The following is a 20,398-nucleotide window of genomic DNA, read 5'->3' as shown; positions in this document are numbered from 1 at the left end:
GTAGCGCGTGGGTCGTCGCTACGAGTTGTCTGACGTCGAGTGGGAAGCGCTGTCGAGGTATTTGCCGTCGGCGGTGACCGGTGGTCGGCCTCGGGCCGATGACCGGCGGGTGCTCAACGGGATCGTGTGGAAGATCCGGGCCGGGGCGGCGTGGCGGGACGTGCCGGCCCGGTACGGGTCCTGGCAGTCGATCTACACCCGTTTCCGCAGGTGGGCACTCGATGGCACGTTCGAGCGGATGCTCGCCGGGGTCCAGGCCGACGCGGACGCGGCAGGGGACATCGACTGGCTGGTGTCGGTCGACTCGACCATCGTGCGAGCCCACCAGCACGCCGCCGGCGCTAAAAGGGGCGCCGGGAATCGGACGAACCACAAGATCACGCCCTCGGTCGAAGTAGAGGTGGACTGACCACCAAGATCCACCTCGCCTGCGACGGCTCGGGCCGGACGCTGGCGTTCGTGCTCTCCGGCGGCAACGTCAACGACTGCACCCGATTCGCCCACGTCATGGCCGCCATCCGCGTCGAGCGCCCAGGGCCCGGTCGACCTCGCGTCCGACCAGATCACGTCATCGCTGACAAGGGCTACAGCTCCAAGGCCATCCGAGCCGACCTGCGCCGACGCGGCATCGGGCACACCATCCCCGAGCGCGCCGACCAGCAGGCAAACCGCCGCAGGCGAGGCAGCCGCGGCGGCAGGCCACCGACGTTCGACAAACAGCTCTACAAGCGGCGCAACGTCGTCGAACGCTGCTTCAACCGGCTCAAGCAGTGCCGCAGCGTCGCCACCCGCTATGACAAGACCGCGACGTCGTACCAGGCAACGGTCACCATCGCCGCACTACTCCAATGGTTGTGAACCTTTGAAGACGCGGCCTAGGAGGCTTCCGTCCGCTTGCCAAGTCAGGCGAGCGGACGCGAGGCGTCGGCCTGCTCACGACGTCGGGCTGGCAGCACCCGGGACGACAGCACTGCCACCCCACCCGCGATCACTCCGACCATCGTGCCGGTGACCAGGCTCGACATCACCGCCGCGCCTCGCAACAACGCCTCCCGCGCCTCCGGCTCCAGCCCGGCCAGCCCGGGCGCGTCCATCCCCAGCGACGAGTCCCAGAACACCTGGTGGCCGACCGCCAGGAACGCCCCGTACAGCGCCCCGATCACCACCATCGTCAGGAACGGGCGCGGCGCCCGCCGCCACAGCACGGCAGCGACCCAGCACAGCGGCGGCCCGACCGCGAGCAGCGCGGCCATGATCGTGCCCTCCGGCACCACGCCCAGGTCGTGCAGCGCCACGCGCGGGGCGGCCGGCGCGGCCAGCGCGACGAGCGCCGGCCAGGAGAACCCGAGGGTACGGCGACCCGCGCTCATCGGGTCACCCCCGCCGACCCGGAATCCGGTGCCAAAGCGGGTGCCGACTGCGGAACAGACGCGGTCGAGCGCACGAACTTCAGCAGCGCGACGAACGCCAGGACTGCCGTCACCGCACCTCCGGCGAGGCGCACCCAGTGACCGGCGACGAACTCGGCGGCGACCTGGCGCAGGTACTCCGCCGAGTGCGTCCCGGGCGGGTCGACGAACATGATCTCGTTGCGCGGCCAGAAGAAGACGGCGGAGAACAGGAACTCGCAGACCACGAAGACGGCGGTGGCACCGGCGACCCACCAGCGCAGCCGCCGGTCGCGCCAGGTGAGCAGCGTGGCGGCGACGCTGCTGAGGATCACCGACGCGCCGAGCGGCGGGAAGTAGTCGTGCGGGCCGCCGTGGACGAGGAACTCACGGGCCCGGTCGAGCGAGGCGGGCGCGTCGTTGAAGATGTTCGGGTAGAGCATGACGGTCTCGGCGGCGACCCCGCCGAACGACATCATCGATGCCCAAACCATGATAATAAGGGCGAGCCAGGTCAGTCTTGTGCGTACCACGAGGGTTCTCCTCACGTTTCGGGGACGCCATCGACGCTAGGTCGGCAGTTCTCGACCGTCGTCCGCGTGGCCGCGCGACCGGGTGTCGCTTCTCGGCGTACGCCTCGGGGTCGTCCCTGACGCCTGCGGACGACAGCGGTGAGGGTCCGCGCGGACCTAGGCTCGAAGGCGTGTCCGACACCTCGCCCACCCGCGCCGACGTGCTGCTCGCGGCGGCCACGCTCGGCCTGGTCGCGGTGGCTGTGGCGGCCGACCGGCAGTCGCCCGGCGGCGCGGCGCTCGCGGTCGTGGTCGGCGCGGTGCTCGGCGGGCTGGTGCTGTGCGCCAGGCGGTGGCCGCTGCCGGCGCTGGTCGCGACGGCGGTCGTGATCCTCGGGTACTACGCGCTGGACCTGCCGCCCGTCGGGGTGGCCGCCCCGGCCGCCGCCGTCCTCTACCGGGCGTCCGAGCGCGGGCGTGTCGTCCCGGCCGCCGTGGTCGCCGGGAGCCTGCTGGCCGTGTCGGTGGTCGCCCGGCTGGCCGAGGGCGACGACATCGCGGTGGTCGTCGGTACGGAACTCGGCTCCGAGGCGGCGTTGCTGCTCGCCGTCATCGCCCTCGGTGACGCGGTACGCAACCGCAGGTCGCTGCGGGCGGCCCTGGTCCGGCAGGCGGTCGCCGCAGACGAGGAGCGCCATCGGGAGGCGGCCCGTCAGGTCGAGGCGGAGCGACTGCGCATCGCCCGGGAGGTGCACGACACGCTCGGGCACACCATCTCGGTGATCACGTTGCAGTCCGCAGTCGCCCGGGAGGCGCTCGCCGACAGCGATCCGGCGCAGGCGGAGGACGCGCTGGCGGCGATCCGGTCGGTGAGCGGCAGCGCGATGGCGGAGTTGCGGGCCACGCTCGGCACGCTGCGCCGCGAACCCGGGCCACGGGAACCGGTCCCCGGCTTCGATCAGCTCGCGGCGCTCGTGGACGGCGTACGCCGGGGTGGGCTGGCGGTCGACCTGCGGATCGAGGGTTCGGTGGACACGCTGCCGGCGGTGGTGGGCAGCACCGTCTACCGGGTCGTGCAGGAGGCGCTGACGAACGTCCTGCGCCACGCCGAGGCCACCCGGGTCACCGTGACCGTCCGCGCCACGCCCGGCCGGCTCACGCTGGAGGTGGTGGACGACGGTCGCGGCGGCCCGCCCGCCGGGGACGGGACGGGCCAGGGCCTGCGCGGCATGGCCGAGCGGATAGCCCTGCTCGGCGGCACCGTCGAAACCGGCACGATCGAAACGGGCAGCGCCGAACCCGGCACGAGCGGCGGCTTCCGGGTGTCGGTCCACCTGCCACTGACGGGAGTCGCCGCGTGAGCCCGATCCGCGTCGTTCTCGTCGACGACCAGCACCTGGTCCGCACCGGCCTGCGCGCCCTGCTCGACCGGGCGCCGGACATCGAGGTGGTGGGCGAGGCGGGCGACGGCGGCAGCGGCCTGGCGGTGGTACGGGAGCAGCGGCCCGACATCGTGCTGATGGACGTCCGGATGCCCGGCGGCGACGGGCTGGAGGCGACCCGGCGGATCCTGACCGACCCGACGCTCGACGGTGTGCAGGTCGTCATGCTCACCACGTTCGACGACGACGAGTACCTGTTCGAGGCGATCCGCGCCGGGGCGGCCGGTTTCCTGCTCAAGGACACCCCGCCCGACGCCCTGCGGGACGCAGTCCGGACGGTGGCCGGTGGCGACGCGCTGCTCTCCCCCGCGGTGACCCGGCGGGTGCTCGCCGCGGCGGCCCGCTCACCGGTGGCCGACCCGGCGCGACTGGCCGGATTGACCGCACGGGAACGGGACGTGCTCGCGCAGGTGGGCGCCGGACGATCGAACACGGAGATCGGGCAGGCGTTGTTCCTGAGCCCTGATACCGCCCGCACCTACGTGAGCCGGCTGCTCCAGAAGCTGAACGCCCGCGACCGGGCGCAGCTCGTCGTGATCGCGTACGAGAGCGGGCTGGTCCGCCCCGGCGAGGGCTGAGCCGCGCCGGGGCGGGTCACAGTCAGGTCGACGCCGCGTCCGCCGGCTCGGGTGCCGCGTGCCGGCCGCCGCCGTTGCGGCGTTCGTCGCCGTGTCCCGGCCACCATGCCTTGTGGCCGATCAGCCCGGTCAGCGCCGGTACGAAGAACATCGACATGACGAACGCGGACAGCACGATCCCGATCGCCACCGCGAAGCCCATCTGCTGGAGGAACGAGATCGGCGCGAGCATCAGCACCCCGAACGTGCCGGCCAGGATCAGCCCGGCCGCGGCGACTGTCGGGCCGGCGTGTTCCACCCCGATCGCGGCGGCCTGGTGCGGTTCGTGGCCCTCGCGCGCCTCCTCGCGGAGCCGGGCGATCATCAGGATGTTGTAGTCGGTGCCGATCGCCACCACGAACAGATAGAGGATGATCGGCAGCTGGAACGTCACGCCCGGGTTGCCCTGGAGCCCCTGGAACACGTAGACGGTGGCGCCGAGCGTGGCGGCGAAGTTGAGCAGCACCGCGATCACCAGGTAGACCGGCGCGACGAGGCTGCGCAGCAGCAGCGCCAGGATGATCGCGATCAGGAGTGCGGCGACCGGCAGGATCACCGACAGGTCCCTGTTGTTCGCCGAGTTGATGTCCGCGAAGATCGCCGTGGTGCCGCCGACGAGCGCCCTGGTGCCCGGCGGCGCCGCCTCGTGCACCGCCTTTCGCAGGTCGTCGCGCACGAGCGTGATCGCCTCGTTCGACATCGGGTTCTCGTTCAGCAGCAGGCTGATCCGGACGACGCTCGGGTCGGTGGCGCTGCGCTCCGGCGGCTGCGCCTGCCCGACGCCCGGTGCCCGTGCCGACGCGGCGGCGAAGTCGTTCACCTGCTGCTCGGTGAGCGGGGTGCCGTCGCCGGTGGTCAGGTAGACCTCGGTGGGCGCGAGCGCCCCGGCGGCGAAGCCGCGCTGGAGGTCCTGGGCCGCCCGCGCCGACTCGGTGTCCTGCGGGAAGCCGGCCCCGAAGTCGTAGTCGGCCTTGTAGCCGAGCACCCCGGCGGCGAGCGCCACGAGCAGTGCGCCGGAGGCCGCTGCCACGATCGCCGGGCGGCGTCCGACCACCGCGCCGAGCCGCCGGGACAGGGTCGCCTTGGGCGGGCGCTGCCACGCCTTCGACGGCCAGAACACCCACCGGCCGAGCAGCGACACGAGTGCCGGGATCAGGGTCAGCGAGGTGACGAGCATGACGCCGACGGCGATGGCGAGCGCCGGGCCGAGCGACCCGAAGAAGCCGAGCGAGGCGAGCAGCAGCACCAGGAACGCCACGATGACCGCACCGGCGGCGGAGGTGATGACCTCGCCGACCCGCTGTACCGAGACGACCATCGCGGTGCGCTTGTCGTCCCCGGCGCGCAGCCGCTCGCGGTAGCGGAACAGCAGGAACAGGATGTAGTCGGTGCCGATGCCGAACAGCACGATCAGCAGGATGGTCTGCAGGTCCTGGCTGACGTTGAGGTCGAACGCCTTGCCGGCGGCCGCGACCAGCCCGGTGGTGACGGACATGACGACGCTGATGACCACCACCGGCAGCAGCGCGGCGATCGGGCTGCGGAAGATGATCAGGATCAGTCCGATGATGAGGACGATGGTGGCGACACCGACGACCGCGAACGCCTCGTTGAACGTGTCCTCGTTGTCGACGAAGCTCGCCACGTCGCCGGCCACCCCGGCGGTCAGGCCGCTGCCGGACAGGTCCGGCCCGAGGGCGGCGCGCAGGTCGCGTACCGCGTCGAGCAGGCGCGGGTCGTCGGGGCTGTCGGCGTCGAGACCGACGGTGACCACCTGCACCGACTTGTCCGGCGCGACGGCCTGCGGGCCGGTCAGGTAGCCGGAGGTCTGCGGGATGTTCCGGGCCTTGAGCGCGGTGGCGAGCTGCCCCACGCGCGCCTCGTCGGCCGGGGTGAGCGGCTTGCCGTCGCTGCGCTTGACCACGACTGTGGCGGTGGCGGTGGCGGCCTGCGGGAACGACTTCGCGGCCAGCTCGGTGGCCTGCACCGACTCGTAGGAACGCGGCAGGAAGCTCTCCTGGTCCGCGGAGGTGATGTCGCTCAGCGAAGGACTGGCAGCGATGATCGCGATCGCGGCGACGACCCAGCCGCCGATCACCCACCATGCCTTGCCCACGACGAATCTGCCCAGGCGCTCGAACATCGTTTCCCCCGTGTGTTCGGCTGTGTCGCACGCGATCCTACGCTGCGTGAGCAATCCCTTTCGGACGGCTCGCGGACTTTCGTCGATGATCCGGGTGGTCGAGGATCGACGGATGAGCGCGAGGCTGCCCGGTCCCGGAGCGCTGACGGCCTGGTTGGTGGCGACGGTGCCGGCCCCACTGGTCGTCTACGAGTGGACCCACAGGTGGGAGGAGAAGCAGCCGCTCTCCACCGCACTGTGGTGGCCCGTGCTCGCGTCGCCGCTGCTCGCCGCCGTGCTCGCGGCCCGGCAACCCCGGCGCCCCGCCGCCGCCGTCGGCGTGTCCACGCTGGTCACGACGGCGCTTCTCGCGGTATCGCTCGCGTTCTTCCGGTGGGTCGTGCCGCTGACCGGCGAGGCCCGCTGGGGGCGGGCGCTGCTCGGCGGTGCGGCGCTCGCGGTGGCCGGTGCGCTCATCGGGTACGCCGCCGGCGGGCGCCTGCCCCACCGGGCCCGCCCGGCGTCGCGTCGCGGCTGTCTGGTCGGCGGGCTCGCCGTCGTGTTCGGCGCGCTGCTGGCGCAGTCCGCGGTACGGCTCGGCGCCGAGGACAGCACGACCGGTCACCCCCCGCACGAGTACGGCGGCGTGGGCCCTTACGTGACGTCGGCGAGCCGGTTCACGGCGCCGGCCGCCGGGGCGTACGGGATCTTCGCGCTGGGTTTCTCCCCGGCGAACGCCGACTGCCGCGTCACCGGCGACGGCTCGGAGGTGCGGGCGGCCGAGCCGGTCTCCGTCCCGCCGGGCGACTACGGCAGCGACGCCGCCGTCTATTCCTGGGTGGCGACAGTGCGGGTGCCGACACCCGGTTCGTGGACGCTCGACTGCCGCACGAGCGACCCGGAGGCGTCCTACGTGGTGGGCGACGTGCCGGAGATCCGAGGCGCAGTCGGCGAAATGATCCACTGGCCGGTGGGCGTGATCTGGCTGCTCGGCGCGGCGCCCGGCCTGCTGATCGTCGCGGACACCGCCAGGCGGCGACGAGCTACTTGCCGCCTTCCGAGGTGAGGCCCTGCCAACCGTCGGCGCCGGTCACCGTCGGATTCGGCAGCGAATAATGGCTGATACTGGCCGCGTCTGCCTCTCTGATCCGGTCCACCAGTGCGTAGACGATCGCATTGAGCGCAAGGTGCTGCGCTCGGGTGGTCACCACGGTCATGTCCACGATGTCACTGTCTGGCACTTCTGCCCGTCGCACGACAAGACGCCCGTCGCCCCACTCCTCGTTCTGCTCCAAGCCGCACCTCCGTCAATCCGTGCCGTTAGTTGAATGGCCAGGCTCAACGTGCTTGTTGGCCACCGCTCGCTCCTGTGCCTTCAGGTAATACCTCGTGGCTTGCTGGCGCTGCCGAATCAGGAAGGTCGCGACGACCAGCGCCAGGAAGGACAGCCCCAACCAGAGGACGTCGCTATGGATCGTGTGTGGAAGCCCGGCCAGACTCAGGGCAACCTCGGTCGGCAGGCGTTTCGCGGCGTCGAGCACGTACAGCAGCACGCCTGCGAACGAAAGTAACATCACCGACTGAAGGCCGAAGTACGCAATGAGCGAAGCGCGGCCGACCCGCTCCTGGTCGAGTCCTCGGCCCAAGGCGCCTGCGACAAACGCCGGCAGCGCCAGCACGAGCGCGGGCAGACCGACGGCAGCCGCTGCGTTGTCCAGACCAGCGCGGGACAACGTGAAGAAGAGAAGAACGATAGCGGTCAGCGTGGCGAGAGTCGCTGCGTTGCCTAGCGCGCCCGGCGGAATCTCTCGCAGGTAGACGATCGATTTGAAGTCCCAGGACACGCGCTCGCCAGGGGCGATGGACCTCAGGTCGCCCCAGCGCCCGTGTCGGCGGACGTACAGATGCGCCACGGGGCGGGCCTGCTCGTGGTGGAGCCGGACATACTGTTGAAACCCATTGATCTTGAAATGGCGTTGACGAAGTATGTCTCGCCCACCCAACACCTCGAGATGATGACTGAAGACATAGCAACCCGCCGGGGCAAGCAGTTCGAAATGGTAGCTGTCTGCTTGGAGCGCTCGCGTCATCGGTACGTCGAGCGTAAATGGCGCCAAGCCGAAACGAGCCCTCAGCTTCTCATACGGGCTGACATGCATCCTTTCGGGCGAATAGAGGGAGCTGTAGGTGACCAGGACGTTCATCGTCTCCGGAACCGGCACCTCGCCGACCACAACATAACTCTTGGCGAGCACCTTACAGATGTCGAGAATTTTGTCTCGCCAGACCGGGGAGATCTCCTCGCTGAGGCCAGTGATCTGCTTCAGCGCATCCTGAACCTCTTCCCATGCTGATTTGGGGGCATCCGTCGGTCTCGTCCCGCCGACTCCGACCGGAGCCGCAGCAGGCCGGCAGATCGCCACGATGACCCGGGCCATGATGTCGCGGTCAGATTTCCTGAGTGCGGGGGAGCTCAGATGTTGACCCGTCTCCTGCCGAGCCAGCAGAAAGAGGGACTCGATCGCGAGCGCGGTGAGGCCGCGAACTTCCCGTTGGGAAAGAACAGGGATGGTCTCCCCTTTCGCGTCCGTGGCACTCACCAGGTCGAACAGCAAACCCTTCCGCGCAGTCACCAGGGGGATCAGTACACCGGTCGCACCTCGTCCACCTCGTTCGCCGCCCTCCGCTGCCGTCGAACGGGGATCGGCGCCGACGTGCTCGGGCGAACCGGTTTCGTCGCTGTAGTTGGGTCGATGGGCCGGCTGCGGCAAGTCGATCCGATATTGCAGCGTCGTCCTGACACGGAGCATCCGCCCGCTCGGCTCGACCTCGTCGTGGACCCTCGCCAGCGAGCGTGGCGGATCGAGCAAGAGGTTGATGAAGCAGGCGATCGCATATGGGTCGTAGTTGCGGGCGACATAACTCGCGGCCTCCTGTATCTCCTCCCGGCTCGGCGATTCAGCGACGGGCGCACCGGGTGCCATTGCTTTGAGATTGGGAGTTTCCCGCAGCAGCGCCAGCGCTAGGCCGGCGCCCGCCGCCAGGAATCCGAAAATGATGTGCACAGCCAGGTTCGCCCACGGAAACTCCACCAGCGCGACGAAGAGAAACAGCAGGAGGAGCGCTGTCACCGCCAAGAAGGCGAGTCGCTTAGGCAGCATGCCGAATCCCTCGGATCGGCTGACCTCCGGAAGATCTGATGCCATAGGCCACGCTCCCCGGTTTTCGGCACCTGGAGGCCCTGACCGGCCACCGAGTGCAGTTCACCTCTGCGGTCTTATGCACTTCCGTACGTCCATAGTGCCAACCACTACATAAATGTCAACGGACGCTTCGGTCCGTCCTGCAGGCACAGCGGGAAGGCGCGCCCGTTTCAACCCGCCTGGTCGGGATTGACAAGGGACATTGGCTCCTTCACGCCCGCCCGCGCGCTGTCGCGTATGCGACAGCACATGAGCGGATGGATCTGCGGTTCCGGTGCCGGGGGGAAGTGTCGTAGAGAGCCCGTAGCCTGACGCGGTCATCGACGACCACGGGAGGCGACGTGCTCGACCACTTCTCCGTAGCAGTGCGCGACCTGGCGGCCAGCGGCGCCTTCTACGACACGGTGCTGGCCCCGCTGGGCGCGCGTCGGCTGATGGAGCCCGGCCCGATCGGCTACGGCGTCGAGGCGCCCGACTTCTGGGTGGAGCCCGCCCCGTCCGGCGCCACGCCGGTGCCGGTGCACATCGCGTTCACCGCGGCCGACCGCGCGACGGTGCGGGCGTTCCACGACGCGGCGGTGGCAGCGGGCGCGGAGGTCCTGCACGCGCCGAAGGAGTGGCCGGAATACCACGCCGGCTACTACGGCGCGTTCGTCCGCGACCCGGACGGCAACAACGTCGAGGCGGTCTGCCACCGCCCGGAGTGAGTCCGTTGTGTCGGCGAGGCAGGATGGACCGGTGGAGATCGAGCCGGTCGAGCACGCTCCGGTACGCGCCATCCGCCGGGCCTGGCTGGCGCAGCGCTGGCACGACCTGACGTTCCTGCACTGGGCGGTCCCGCCGGAACGGGTGGCGCCGCTGCTGCCCGCAGGCACCCGGCCGGACACGTTCGACGGGCTCACCTACGTCGGGCTGATCGGCTTCCGGATGGTCGGGCTGGGGCTCGGGCGGGGTCCGGGCGTGCCCTACTTCGGCACCTTCTGGGAGACGAACGTCCGGCTCTACTCGGTCGACGGCTCGGGGCGGCGCGCTGTCGTGTTCCGCTCGCTCGACGCGTCCCGGCTGGTGCCCGTGCTGGTGGCGCAGCTGAGCCTGCGCCTGCCGTACAAGTGGTCGGCGATGCGGCTCGACCGGTCCGGTGACACGCTCACCTACCGATGCCGCCGTCGCTGGCCCGGTCCGGCCGGCACGACGAGCCGGATGACGGTACGCGTCGGGGCGCCCGTTCCCGAGCCGACGCCGCTGGAACACTTCCTCACCGCCCGCTGGGGACTGCACACCCGTGCGTACGGCAGCACCCTGCACGTGCCGAACTGGCATCCACAGTGGCCGCTGCACCGTGCCGAACTGCTGCACCTGGACGACGAACTGGTCACCGCCGGGGGCGTGCCGGCACCGGACGGGCCACCGGTGAGCGTGCTCTACTCCCCCGGCGTCCCTGTCGTCTTCGGCCGCCCAACGTCGGCCGGATGACCGCCGGCCGACGCGCGAGGCGCACCGGCGGGCGATCGGCGTCAGCGCAGCGGGTCGTGGGTGCCGTGCGGCACGTCGGGACGGCATCGGCGTACCCGGTCGGCGGCCATCCGGCCGCCCACCGCCAGCCCGTACCGCTCCACGGCGGCCAGCCCGTACGCGCTGCACGTGGGCGTGTAGCGACAGGTCGCCGGCCAGCGGTGCGACAGCCAGCGCCGGTAACCGAGGATGGCGGCCCGGCCGGCCCGGTCCACGGCCGGTCGCCGGACGACGCCCGCCGTCACCGAGCCGAGGGTGAGCAGCATCGAGAAGAGGCCCAGGTCGCAGCAGCCCGGACCGTCGCAGGTGGGCACGTCGCAGTTGCACCAGTCCCGGCTCTTCTTTTTCTTGTGGTGCCGCTTCCGGAAGATCACCACGTCATGATGCGACACGCTCGCCAGTGTCGATCAGGCGACCGGACCGGGTCCGGTGTGATCGGGTCGGCGGTCGGCCGGGAACCTAGCGTCGAAGGCGTCACCAGGAGGGAAGAACGGGTGCTGGATCGGCTCAACGCCGCACTGGACCACCTCGAACAGCGGCTCGACCAGCCGCTCGACGTGGCCGAGTTGGCCCGGATCGCCGGCGTGTCGGAGCACCACTTCGGCCGGCTGTTCTCGGCGCTGGCCGGGCTGCCGCTGTCGGAGTACGTGCGCCGTCGCCGGATGACGCTGGCGGGCGCCGACGTGCTCGCCGGCCGGGAATCGCTGCTCGACGTGGCGGTCCGCTGGGGGTACGGCTCGAACGAGGCGTTCGCCCGCGCGTTCCGGGCCGTGCACGGCGTCGGGCCGACGCAGGCCCGGCACGCCGGTGCGGTACTGCGGTCCCAGCCCCGGATGTCCTTCCGGCTCGTCGTCGAAGGGAACACCAGCATGGACTACCGGATCGTGACCAAGGACGCCTTCCGGCTCGCCGGGTTGACGGCGCGGGTGCCGCTCGTCCACGAGGGGATGAACCCGCACATCGTGGCGTTCGTCAGGGGCATCGACCCGGCCACCGTCCGCCGCATCGAGGCGCTGTCCGACCAGGAGCCGCACGGGATCGTCAACGTCAGCGCCGAGCTGGCCGGTGCCCGTGACGAGGGCGCCGAGCTGGACTACTGGTACGCGGCGGTCACCGGCACGGACGTGCCGGACGACCTGCGCAGCCTGCCGGTCGAGGCCGGCGACTGGGCGGTGTTCTCCAGTTCCGGCGCGTTCCCGGTGGCGGTGCAGCACCTGTGGCGGGCCGTGTTCACGTCGTGGTTCCCGTCCAACCCGTACGAGACCCGTCCGGGGCCGGAGATCTCCCGGGTCCGTGTCGCCGAGGACGGTGGCACCGCCGACGCGGAGCTGTGGATCCCGGTGCGCCGGGTCTAGAGGCGCGCCACCGCCGCCGCTCGCGCCAGCGCGGCCGGCACGTCGTGTACGTGATACGGATGCTCGCCCGGCTCGATGGCGGCGAGGAACATCGCGTACACGGCGGCCAGCCGCAGCGGCGCGACCGGCCGGAGCAGGTCGACGGTCCGGCGCGGGTCGCTGCCGGGCACGTCGGCCCGCCAGCGCCGCGCCCACGCGTCGACCAGCCGGGCGGCGGCGTCCGCGTCGAGATCCTCGGTGAGGCGCAGGATGTCGAAGGCGGGATGGCCGACGAACGAGTCCGCCCAGTCGATCACCGTCCGGTGCCGGTCGTCGCCGCGCACGTTGCCGGGGTGCAGGTCGCCGTGCACGAGCGTGTCCGGCAGGCCGCAGTCGCCGACCCGCCACAACCGCCGATCGAGCCCGTCGAGCAGGCCGGCGGCGGCCGACACGTCGTGCCCGGCGAGCCGTTCCCGGATCCAGCCCGCCAGCCCCTCCCCGCGCAGGTCGGGCACCCCGGCCGCGACCAGATCGCCGACGACCCCGCACGCCCGCAGTTGCACCGCGTGATGCTCCGCCGCGACGGCGGCCCGTTCCCCTTCCCCGGCCCCGTACCGGTCCTCCCCCGGCACGTCCGCCAACAGCATCCGCCCCTCCCCGTCGGCGGCGAGCACCACCGGCCCGTTGATCAAGGAGTTCGTGCCAACAGGGAAGGCCAGGACCGTGGGCTCGTGGCGGGCGAACGGGGGGAGCTGCTTCAGCCACGTGGGGCCCTGGTCGGTGTCCAGGCGCCAGATGGCGGAGAGGTTCCAGGTGCGCTGCTGCGCCACCGCCGTCACCCGGCGGCCGAGCCGGCGCAGCTCGCCGGTCGCCCAGGCGACGCTGCGGGCCGGGCCGCCGGCCTCCGCCCACGGCTGGCGCAGCGGATGCGGCGCCAGGTCCACTGTCGCCGGTTCCAGGGGTACGGCGGGCACGTCGACGGCCGATTCCAGGAAGGCGGCACGAGGGTCGACCACCTGCGCCAGGTAGCGGACGTGGCCGCCCGGCGGCGCGGGACGATCGGCGTCGAGCAGCCGCAGCACGGCGACCTCCAGCCCGTGGCGCCGCCGGACGGTGCCGACGATCGAGTGCACCTCCTGCCACCACGGCTCCGGTACGCCGAGCGGCGGCAGCGCGCCGAGCGGGCGGCCGGCCGCGTCGAGCAGGACCAGCGTGACGGTGCGGGACACGGCCGGACGGTATCCGGGCACCCCTACGGGAGGCGAGCGGATTGATCCGGGTCCGGTGCGGGACCGGACCCGGATGCCCCGCGCACCGGTGGGCGGAACGCTGAGACGATGAGCCTCATCGATTCCCGTACACGCCCGTACCAGTGGGTGCGCCCGGTCGCCGTGGCGTCGGCGGCGCTGCTGCTCGGCTACGGCCTGCTGCGCCTGCTCGACCGCCTGGACGGGCACAGCGACAAGGGCGCCTGGGCCTGGAACACCGGCCACACCCTGTTCCTGCTCGGCGTCCTCGGCTTCGCCGCGCTGATCGTCGGGCTGCACGGCCTGCTGCGTACCCGGTCGTCGCGGTTGCGGACGCTCGACGACGTGGCAGCGCCGGCCGGTCTGGTCGGCGCCGCCGCCTTCGTCTGGGTGATCCTCGGTGACCTGTTCCCGCGCTTCGCCGACGCGGTGCCCACGCCCGGCCTGGTGCTGTACGGCGGACCGCTGCTGTTCGAGCTGGGCCTGCTGGTGCTGCTGTACCGGGCGGCGGCGGCCCGGCTGCTGCCGGTGTGGGCGCCGGTGCTGGTGCTCGCCGGGTTCCTGGCCATCGCGGTGAACCTCGACCTGCTGCCCGTCGGGGCCGCGCTGGTGCTGGCCGGGCTGCTGCCGCTGCGTGTCACGCCCCGCCCGGTGGCCTGACCGGCGTCACCGCCAGACGGTCCGGCGGAACCCCTTGTGACCGGCGCACACGTCGCGCTGCCCGCCGGTGCGGCTGACCGCACCGTCGCGGCACTGGACCAGCCAGCCGCGATCGGACCAGAACCCCGGTACGCACTCGAACCAGTCGCACACCCCGGCAGCCGGCCGGCGGATCCGCTGGCCGCCGCAGAAGTCGTACCCGAAGGGGTTCACCGGGGCGCCGCAGCGGCGCTCGACCGGCGGCTGCGGCGTGCCGCGCGACGGCGCGGGACGGGCGCGGGACGGCTCAGGACTGGTCGTGGGCCGGACCTGGACGGCGGGCGCGACGTGCTGCGGCGCCGGGGTGCCGGTGGCCGCCGGGGTCGCGGCGGCGGCGCGCTCCGAGCCGGCCCGGGTGGGCGGGTTGGACTCGACGAGCATCGCCGGCACGATCAGCGCGAGCGCCGCGCCGACTGCCACCGTCCGCCGCCCGCCGGGCACCAGCGCGGTGATGCGGGCCTGGGCCGGGGTGAGCACGGCCGGACGTTCGGGCCGCGCCGCGGTGTGCTCCGCGATCAGCTCGTCCAGCTCGGCCACGACCGCCGCGCGCTGCTCGATCGCGTCGGCGAACGCCAGCGTGAGCGTGAACCGGAAGTCGGCCACCGCGCCGGTGGGCAGCAGCAACCCGGAGGTACGCCGCCGGTCCAGCACCTGGATCAGGGTTACCGGCGCGCCGGGGTCGTGGGACAGGCCGGTCATCCGGCCGTACGCCCAGTCGCGCCGGCCGCGCCCGCCGAGCAGCACCAGACGCCGGTTGGTGAGCACGCCGAGCCCCGCGTCGACCACCTTGACGCCCTCGGGGCGGCGTGGACGCAGCACCGGCGGGTCGGGGTCGACTGTCAGTTCGGGGGCGGGCAGCACGGCGGTGTGCCGCACCTCCACCAGCTGCGCGGCCGGGAGCGTCCAGAAGACCACCTCGCCGGGGGCCAGCTCCATCGGCAGGCCGACGCCCGCCTGGGCCGAGCCGTGGAAGGACACCGCGAGCGTACGCAGGCGGCGCAGCTCCTCGTCGCGGCGTCGCCACGCCTCGTCCGCGGCGCGGAAGGCCCGCTGCCGACGCTCGTTCTGCCGGTGCGCCCACCGGTACCGCCATGTGGAACCCGTCGAATCAGTCTTCGCCACGCCGACTCCTCCGCCGCGCGAGCCCACCAATCGGGGTGTCGTTCATGTCAACGACGCGGGATGGGTACCAAGACACGCCAAAGTCGCCAATTAGACCGATCGGCTGATTGACCTACACAATCGGCGAAAACTCGCGCGTCGATTCACGTTCCGTGCCAACGGTTCCGGACGGTCCCGCTTCGTCATGCGCGCGCGAGGGCACGTCGGTAACGTCAGCCACGACGGCGGGGCGGAGCGCGGCCCCGGGCAGCGAGGAGGTGCACCGGTGGGCGACCCGGCCGTGGTGGTGGGTGTGGACATCGGCACCACCAGCTCCAAGGCCGTCGCGTTCGACACCACCGGCCGGCAACTGGCCACTCACTCGATCGGCTACCCACTGGAGGAGCCGAACCCGGGCTGGGCCGAGCAGGATCCGGACCTGATCTACCAGGCCGTGCTCGGCGTGATCCGTGCGGTGGTGGACGAGCTGGGCCGGCCGGTGGCGGGCCTGTCGTTCAGCACCGCCATGCACAGCCTGATCGGGCTGGACGCCGACGGCACCCCGCTGACCCCGTCGATCACCTGGGCCGACTCCCGCGCGAGCGCGCAGGCCGAACGCCTTCGGGCCGCGCCGTCCGGGCTCGCCCTGCACCGGCGCACCGGCACGCCCGTGCACCCGATGGCGCCGCTGCCCAAGCTGGTCTGGTTCGCCGAGCAGGAACCGAAACTGCACGAGCGGGTCGCCCACTGGGTCGGCATCAAGGATCTGGTGCTGCGGCGGCTCGCCGACGCGCTCGTCACCGACCACTCGGTCGCCTCCGCCACCGGCCTGATGGACATCCACAAGCTGGCCTGGGACACCGAGGCGCTGCGCATCGCCGGCATCACCGAGGAGCAGCTCCCCCAGCTCGTACCCACCACGCACGTGCTGCCGGGGCTCACCGCCGAGGCGGCGCGCGCCACCGGGCTGCCGGCGGACACCCCGCTGGTGGTGGGCGCCGGCGACGGGCCGCTGGCGAACCTGGGCCTCGGCGCGGTACGCCCCGGCGTGGTGGCCTGCTCGATCGGCACCAGCGGCGCGATGCGGGTGATGGTGGAACGCCCCGGCGTGGACCCGCTCGGCGGCGTGTTCTGCTACGCGCTCACCGAGGACCGCTGGGTGGTCGGCGGCGCCATCAACAACGGCGGGATCGTGCTCCAGTGGGCGAACGACGCGCTCGCCCCCGAACTGGGCGAGCACGCCGAGGAGGAACTGCTCGACCTGGCCGCCACGGCGCCGGTCGGCTCCGGCGGGCTGATCATGCTGCCGTACCTGCTGAGCGAGCGGGCACCGCACTGGAGCGCGCTGCCGCGCGGCGCGTACGTCGGGCTGACCCACGGCCACGGCCGGCCGCACCTGGTCCGGGCCGCGCTGGAGGGCGTCTGCCAGCAGCTCGCCCTGGTCCTCGCCTCGGTTCGGGCGGCCGGGAACGAGGTACGCGAGGTCCGCGCCAGCGGCGGCTTCGCGCGCAGCGCCTTGTGGCGGCAGATCCTCGCCGACGCGCTCGGCATGCCGGTGCGGTTCCCCGCCGGGCACGAGGGGTCCGGCTTCGGCGCGGCGCTGCTCGGCATGCAGGCGCTCGGCCTCATCGAATCGATCGAGGTCGCCGCCGACCTGGTCCGGATCGAGGAGACGGTCCGCCCGGATCCCGCCTCCGCCGCCACGTACGCGGCACTGCTTCCGCTCTTCTCCGAGCTGTACGACGCGCTCGTACCCACGTTCGCGTCCCTGCGGCGGATGGCGCCGAGCCTGCCGCCGGAACCACCACCCACCGCACCACCCCGCTGACGACCGAAGGGCGTGACAGCCGTGGTCACACTGCTCGCCGCACCGGCGGAACCGCTCACGAACGCCGGTGACACCCAGCTCGTCCTCGCGGCCCTGCTCGGCATCGCCGCTGTGGTGCTGCTCATCGCGTGGGGCAAGGTGCACCCGTTCCTCGCGCTGATCCTCGGCGCCGCGGTGCTCGGCGTGGTCGCCGCCGTACCCGTCGACAAGATCGTCACCTCGTTCAGCGGCGGCGTCGGCTCCACAGTCGGCGGGGTGGGCCTGCTGATCGCGCTCGGCGCGATGATCGGCGGCCTGCTGGCCGAGTCCGGCGGCGCGGACGGCATCGTGGAACGGGTGGTCGGCCGGGTCTCCGGGACCGCGCTGCCCTGGGCGATGGCCGGCGTGGCCGCACTCATCGGCCTGCCGCTGTTCTTCGAGGTCGGCGTGGTGCTGCTGGTGCCGATCGTGCTGCTCGTCTCGCTGCGGGTGAACGTGCCGCTGATCAAGATCGGCATTCCCGCGCTCGCCGGCCTGTCGGTGCTGCACGGCCTGGTGCCGCCGCACCCCGGCCCGCTGGTGGCGATCGACGCGCTCGGCGCCAACCTGGGTCAGACGCTGGCGCTGGGCCTGCTGGTGGCGATTCCCACGGTGATCATCGCCGGTCCGGTCTTCGGCAACTTCATCGCCCGGTACGTGCCGGCCACCGCACCGGCCGAGCTGCTGCCGACCCGGCGCGACACCGATGACCGCAGCCCCACCCGGCCCGGTGACGGGCGGCTCGACGCCGACGGCGACCTGGTCACCGAGGACGACCTGGTCAACCCGGGCACCGGACGGCCCGGCGGCGCGATCGACGAGCCGGCCGGACGGCGCTCGCGCCGCTCCCCGGCGCTCTGGGCGGCAGTGGTGACGGTGCTGCTGCCGGTGGTGCTGATGCTGCTGCGGGCGATCGGCGAGCTGACGCTCGGCGAGGACACCACCGGCCGCAAGGCGCTGGACATCGTCGGCACCCCGATCATCGCCCTGCTCGCAGGCGTCATCTTCGCGATGATCTTCCTGGGCTACCGGTCCGGCTTCAGCCGTACCCAGGTCTCCGGTTTCCTCGGCGGCTCGCTGCCGCCGATCGCCGGCATCCTGCTGATCGTCGCCGCCGGCGGCGGCTTCAAGCAGGTGCTCGTCGATGCCGGCGTGGGCGACCTGGTCGCGAACGCCGCCGACGGCGCGAACCTCTCGCCGCTGCTGCTCGGCTGGCTGGTGGCGGTCGGCATCCGGGTCGCCACCGGCTCGGCCACGGTCGCCACCATCACCGCCGCCGGGATCGTCGCGCCGCTGGCCGACACGCTCGCCGGCCCCGAGGTGGCGTTGCTGGCGCTGGCCATCGGCTGCGGGTCGCTGTTCTTCTCCCACGTCAACGACGCCGGCTTCTGGCTGGTGAAGGAGTACTTCGGGCTGACCGTCGGGCAGACCATCAAGAGCTGGTCGGTGATGGAGACCATCATCTCGGTGGTCGGCTTCCTCGGCGTCCTACTGCTCGACGTCTTCATCTAGCGACGGTCAGGGAGCCTCGACGCCGGAGATGCGGAACTTGTGCACCTCGGCGCCGAGGATCTCCGCCACCTGCTCGGCCTCCGGGCCGGAGCCCCGGAACGCCAGCAACTGCTCGTCGGACTCCCACCGCTCGTAGACGTTGATCCGGCCCGGCTCGACCGGGTCGGCGCTGACCGCGAAGTCGACGCAGCCGGGCGCATCCCGGGCCGCGCGGACGGCGGCCTCGCAGGACGCCAGGTAGGCGTCCCGCCGGGCCGGATCGACGTAGAGGGTGCCGGCGACGATGAGCATGCCGGCCATCCTGCCACCCGCTCCCGGTCAGGACCGGGTGATCGCGTTGGCGTGGATCGCCTCGTTCAGGTACGCGGCCATCCCCGGCCGCAGCGCCTCGAAGTACGCGGTGAACCGCGGATCCGCCACGTACATGTCGGCCAGGCCGGTGTGGATCTCGTACGAGCAGTCGTACCACCACTTGGTGATGAGCTGCCGGTGCTCCTCGGCCAGCGCCATCGCCTCCGGGCCGTCAGCGGGCGCGCCCGATTCCATCAGCGCGGCGAACCGCCGCCCCCAGTCCTCGTTCTCCGCCTTGTTGCGCAGCCAGTCCTCCTTCGAGTAGCGGCCCGCGCGCTCCTGCGACTGCCGGTACGCCTCGGTGCCGCCCCAGCGCTGCTCGGCCTCCTCTGCGTGCTCGTCCGGGTCGAAGTCCCCGAACACCTCGAACCGCTCCTCCGGCGTCAACTGGATCCCCAACGTCCTCGCCTCCATCGCGTGTTCGATCGCCGCGACCATCTCCTGCAGCTTCCCGATCCGCCCGGACAGCAGCTCGTGCTGCCGGCGCAGGTGCGCCACCGGGTCGGAGTCCGGATCGTCCAGGATCTCGGCGATCTCCTCCAGCGGGAACCCCAGCTCGCGGTAGTACCGGATGAGCTGCAACCGGTCCAGGTCGGCCTCCTCGTAGCGGCGGTAGCCCGCCGGCGTGCGCCCGCTGGGCCGCAGCAGCCCGATCTCGTCGTAGTGGTGCAGCGTCCGGACCGTCACCCGGGCCGCCCGCGCCACCTGTCCCACCGTGTACGGCATGGTTCCCTCCCTTCCGCGACAAAGACTCCCGCCTCCCGCTGCGTGAGGGTCAAGCCGGACAGCAAGACGCCCCCGACCATGATCGGCCGGGGGCGTCGTCGGTGCGGTCAGTTGGTGACCTTCTCCTTCTCCGGGGCGGCGAAGGTCGCATTCGGCGGGGTGCGGACGGCGTGCACCAGGCCGGCGGCCGAGAGCAGCAGGAGCAGGCCCGCGCCGAGGTACATGGCCAGGGCGCCCTGCTCGGCCTTGCGGCCGAACTCGCTGAAGCCGTACGAGGTGAGCAGCAGGCCGCGCAGCGTCTCACCCTTGAACACGGTCTCCCGCTGGGCGGTCACCTCGGCGAGCTGCTTCTGCAGGTCGGCCAGGTTGGCGGCGTTGCTCTGCTCGGCCTGGGCCACCTGCTCACGCAGCGCGCTCTGCGGCTCGCCCAGGTCGGCGTAGGTCTTGCCACCGGCCATGTTCTTCAGGTGCAGGCCGATGTACTCGTTGGCGTAGCACTCGGCCTGCTTGCCGGTGGTCATCTTCTGGCCGGCGTACTCGCGCAGGCAGTCCGACTTCTTCTCCTCGTCGGAGAGCTTGTCCGCCGGGGTGAAGGTGATGTTCTGCTCGCCGAGCTGGCTGCGTACGTAGTCGTTGGCGAAGTTGGCGTTCGTCGTCAGGACGACGCCGACGACGAGCAGCAGGACCGCCAGGCCCAGCCCACCGATGCTGAACAGCAGGTCGAGAGTCCGTCGCTTCATATCAAGCTCCCGTGTGGAGGGTGTGTTCGTCTTGTTGACGAGAACT

At 71.8% G+C, this 20,398-nt stretch carries 20 protein-coding genes and 1 pseudogene; 10 read left to right on the top strand and 11 right to left on the bottom strand.

The genetic code is table 11. The features are described from left to right. Positions 1-7 precede the first annotated feature (7 nt). Positions 8-858, top strand: a pseudogene (locus O7611_RS03590) (IS5 family transposase). A gap of 44 nt (positions 859-902) precedes the next feature. On the opposite strand, the gene O7611_RS03585 reads toward O7611_RS03590, so the two are convergent. Then, positions 903-1,370, bottom strand: coding sequence for a hypothetical protein (locus tag O7611_RS03585; protein ID WP_269696200.1), 468 nt, complete (start codon positions 1,368-1,370; stop codon positions 903-905). Next, on the bottom strand, positions 1,367-1,867 hold the full coding sequence (locus tag O7611_RS03580) for a DUF1772 domain-containing protein (protein ID WP_269696199.1): 501 nt from the start codon (positions 1,865-1,867) through the stop codon (positions 1,367-1,369). The genes O7611_RS03585 and O7611_RS03580 overlap by 4 nt, the downstream gene beginning before the upstream one ends. Before the next feature lie 224 nt (positions 1,868-2,091). On the opposite strand from O7611_RS03580, the gene O7611_RS03575 reads away from it, so the two are divergent. Next, positions 2,092-3,261 carry a sensor histidine kinase gene (locus O7611_RS03575; RefSeq protein ID WP_269696198.1) on the top strand — a complete coding sequence of 390 codons (1,170 nt, stop codon included), beginning with the start codon at positions 2,092-2,094 and terminating at the stop codon, positions 3,259-3,261. Further along, the gene (locus tag O7611_RS03570; RefSeq protein WP_194799488.1) at positions 3,258-3,920 is read left to right on the top strand and encodes a response regulator; all 663 of its coding nucleotides are present in this window, start codon (positions 3,258-3,260) and stop codon (positions 3,918-3,920) included. The genes O7611_RS03575 and O7611_RS03570 overlap by 4 nt, the downstream gene beginning before the upstream one ends. Before the next feature lie 22 nt (positions 3,921-3,942). Here O7611_RS03570 and O7611_RS03565 read toward each other — a convergent pair whose 3' ends face one another. Then, positions 3,943-6,102, bottom strand: a complete 2,160-nt coding sequence (locus O7611_RS03565; protein WP_194799487.1) for an MMPL family transporter — start codon at positions 6,100-6,102, stop codon at positions 3,943-3,945. 112 nt (positions 6,103-6,214) lie between these two features. Between O7611_RS03565 and O7611_RS03560 the strand changes: the two genes are divergently transcribed. Then, complete coding sequence (locus O7611_RS03560) at positions 6,215-7,147, top strand: hypothetical protein (RefSeq protein ID WP_194799486.1); 933 nt, start codon at positions 6,215-6,217, stop codon at positions 7,145-7,147. Here the strand turns inward: O7611_RS03560 and O7611_RS03555 are convergent. Beyond that, positions 7,125-7,376 carry a hypothetical protein gene (locus O7611_RS03555; protein ID WP_194799485.1) on the bottom strand — a complete coding sequence of 84 codons (252 nt, stop codon included), beginning with the start codon at positions 7,374-7,376 and terminating at the stop codon, positions 7,125-7,127. The two genes, O7611_RS03560 and O7611_RS03555, sit on opposite strands and share 23 nt — an antisense overlap. 12 nt (positions 7,377-7,388) lie before the next feature. Next, entirely contained in the window at positions 7,389-9,242 is a 1,854-nt protein-coding gene (locus O7611_RS03550) for a hypothetical protein (protein ID WP_269696197.1), read from the bottom strand. Between the two features lie 383 nt (positions 9,243-9,625). Between O7611_RS03550 and O7611_RS03545 the strand changes: the two genes are divergently transcribed. Continuing rightward, positions 9,626-9,991, top strand: a complete 366-nt coding sequence (locus O7611_RS03545) for a VOC family protein (RefSeq protein ID WP_269696196.1) — start codon at positions 9,626-9,628, stop codon at positions 9,989-9,991. Positions 9,992-10,022: 31 nt separating this feature from the next. After that, positions 10,023-10,757, top strand: a complete 735-nt coding sequence (locus O7611_RS03540) for a YqjF family protein (protein ID WP_194799482.1) — start codon at positions 10,023-10,025, stop codon at positions 10,755-10,757. 41 nt (positions 10,758-10,798) lie between these two features. Here the strand turns inward: O7611_RS03540 and yidD are convergent, their stop codons facing one another. Further along, on the bottom strand, positions 10,799-11,188 hold the full coding sequence (gene yidD / locus O7611_RS03535; protein WP_269696195.1) for a membrane protein insertion efficiency factor YidD: 390 nt from the start codon (positions 11,186-11,188) through the stop codon (positions 10,799-10,801). Between the two features lie 102 nt (positions 11,189-11,290). Here yidD and O7611_RS03530 point away from each other — a divergent pair, with 102 nt between their 5' ends. Beyond that, complete coding sequence (locus O7611_RS03530; RefSeq protein ID WP_194799481.1) at positions 11,291-12,151, top strand: AraC family transcriptional regulator; 861 nt, start codon at positions 11,291-11,293, stop codon at positions 12,149-12,151. On the opposite strand, the gene O7611_RS03525 is transcribed toward O7611_RS03530, so the two are convergent. After that, positions 12,148-13,359 carry an aminoglycoside phosphotransferase family protein gene (locus O7611_RS03525; RefSeq protein WP_194799480.1) on the bottom strand — a complete coding sequence of 404 codons (1,212 nt, stop codon included), beginning with the start codon at positions 13,357-13,359 and terminating at the stop codon, positions 12,148-12,150. The genes O7611_RS03530 and O7611_RS03525 overlap by 4 nt on opposite strands. A 108-nt stretch (positions 13,360-13,467) precedes the next feature. Between O7611_RS03525 and O7611_RS03520 the strand changes: the two genes are divergently transcribed. Then, complete coding sequence (locus O7611_RS03520; RefSeq protein ID WP_269696194.1) at positions 13,468-14,037, top strand: hypothetical protein; 570 nt, start codon at positions 13,468-13,470, stop codon at positions 14,035-14,037. 6 nt (positions 14,038-14,043) lie between these two features. Here O7611_RS03520 and O7611_RS03515 read toward each other — a convergent pair whose 3' ends face one another. Next, the gene (locus tag O7611_RS03515) at positions 14,044-15,198 is read right to left on the bottom strand and encodes a hypothetical protein (protein ID WP_269696193.1); all 1,155 of its coding nucleotides are present in this window, start codon (positions 15,196-15,198) and stop codon (positions 14,044-14,046) included. Between the two features lie 265 nt (positions 15,199-15,463). Here O7611_RS03515 and O7611_RS03510 point away from each other — a divergent pair, with 265 nt between their 5' ends. Both O7611_RS03510 and O7611_RS03505 read left to right on the top strand, forming a co-directional pair. Beyond that, positions 15,464-17,005 carry a gluconokinase gene (locus O7611_RS03510; RefSeq protein WP_194799477.1) on the top strand — a complete coding sequence of 514 codons (1,542 nt, stop codon included), beginning with the start codon at positions 15,464-15,466 and terminating at the stop codon, positions 17,003-17,005. Between the two features lie 21 nt (positions 17,006-17,026). After that, positions 17,027-18,535, top strand: a complete 1,509-nt coding sequence (locus tag O7611_RS03505; RefSeq protein ID WP_194799819.1) for a GntT/GntP/DsdX family permease — start codon at positions 17,027-17,029, stop codon at positions 18,533-18,535. A gap of 6 nt (positions 18,536-18,541) precedes the next feature. Here the strand turns inward: O7611_RS03505 and O7611_RS03500 are convergent, their stop codons facing one another. From O7611_RS03500 to O7611_RS03490, 3 genes are all read right to left on the bottom strand, one after another. Then, on the bottom strand, positions 18,542-18,826 hold the full coding sequence (locus tag O7611_RS03500; RefSeq protein WP_194799476.1) for a putative quinol monooxygenase: 285 nt from the start codon (positions 18,824-18,826) through the stop codon (positions 18,542-18,544). A 27-nt stretch (positions 18,827-18,853) separates the two neighbouring features. Continuing rightward, on the bottom strand, positions 18,854-19,612 hold the full coding sequence (locus O7611_RS03495) for a MerR family transcriptional regulator (RefSeq protein ID WP_194799475.1): 759 nt from the start codon (positions 19,610-19,612) through the stop codon (positions 18,854-18,856). A 107-nt stretch (positions 19,613-19,719) separates the two neighbouring features. Further along, complete coding sequence (locus O7611_RS03490) at positions 19,720-20,352, bottom strand: hypothetical protein (RefSeq protein WP_194799474.1); 633 nt, start codon at positions 20,350-20,352, stop codon at positions 19,720-19,722. Between the last annotated feature and the right edge of the window lie 46 nt (positions 20,353-20,398).

The sequence above is a fragment of the Micromonospora sp. WMMC273 genome (assembly GCF_027460285.1).
GTDB lineage: Bacteria > Actinomycetota > Actinomycetes > Mycobacteriales > Micromonosporaceae > Micromonospora > Micromonospora aurantiaca.
Note: the sequence above shows the minus strand (reverse complement) of the source record. Positions and strands in the feature narration are given on the sequence as shown.

Coding starts and splice junctions, on each gene's coding strand:
- O7611_RS03495 (WP_194799475.1), bottom strand. CDS start 19,612: ATGCCGTACACGGTGGGACAGGTGGCGCGGGCGGCCCGGGTGACGGTC.
- O7611_RS03500 (WP_194799476.1), bottom strand. CDS start 18,826: ATGCTCATCGTCGCCGGCACCCTCTACGTCGATCCGGCCCGGCGGGAC.
- O7611_RS03490 (WP_194799474.1), bottom strand. CDS start 20,352: ATGAAGCGACGGACTCTCGACCTGCTGTTCAGCATCGGTGGGCTGGGC.
- O7611_RS03550 (WP_269696197.1), bottom strand. CDS start 9,242: ATGCTGCCTAAGCGACTCGCCTTCTTGGCGGTGACAGCGCTCCTCCTG.
- O7611_RS03520 (WP_269696194.1), top strand. CDS start 13,468: ATGAGCCTCATCGATTCCCGTACACGCCCGTACCAGTGGGTGCGCCCG.
- O7611_RS03580 (WP_269696199.1), bottom strand. CDS start 1,867: ATGATGTCGTTCGGCGGGGTCGCCGCCGAGACCGTCATGCTCTACCCG.
- O7611_RS03565 (WP_194799487.1), bottom strand. CDS start 6,102: ATGTTCGAGCGCCTGGGCAGATTCGTCGTGGGCAAGGCATGGTGGGTG.
- O7611_RS03585 (WP_269696200.1), bottom strand. CDS start 1,370: ATGAGCGCGGGTCGCCGTACCCTCGGGTTCTCCTGGCCGGCGCTCGTC.
- O7611_RS03560 (WP_194799486.1), top strand. CDS start 6,215: ATGAGCGCGAGGCTGCCCGGTCCCGGAGCGCTGACGGCCTGGTTGGTG.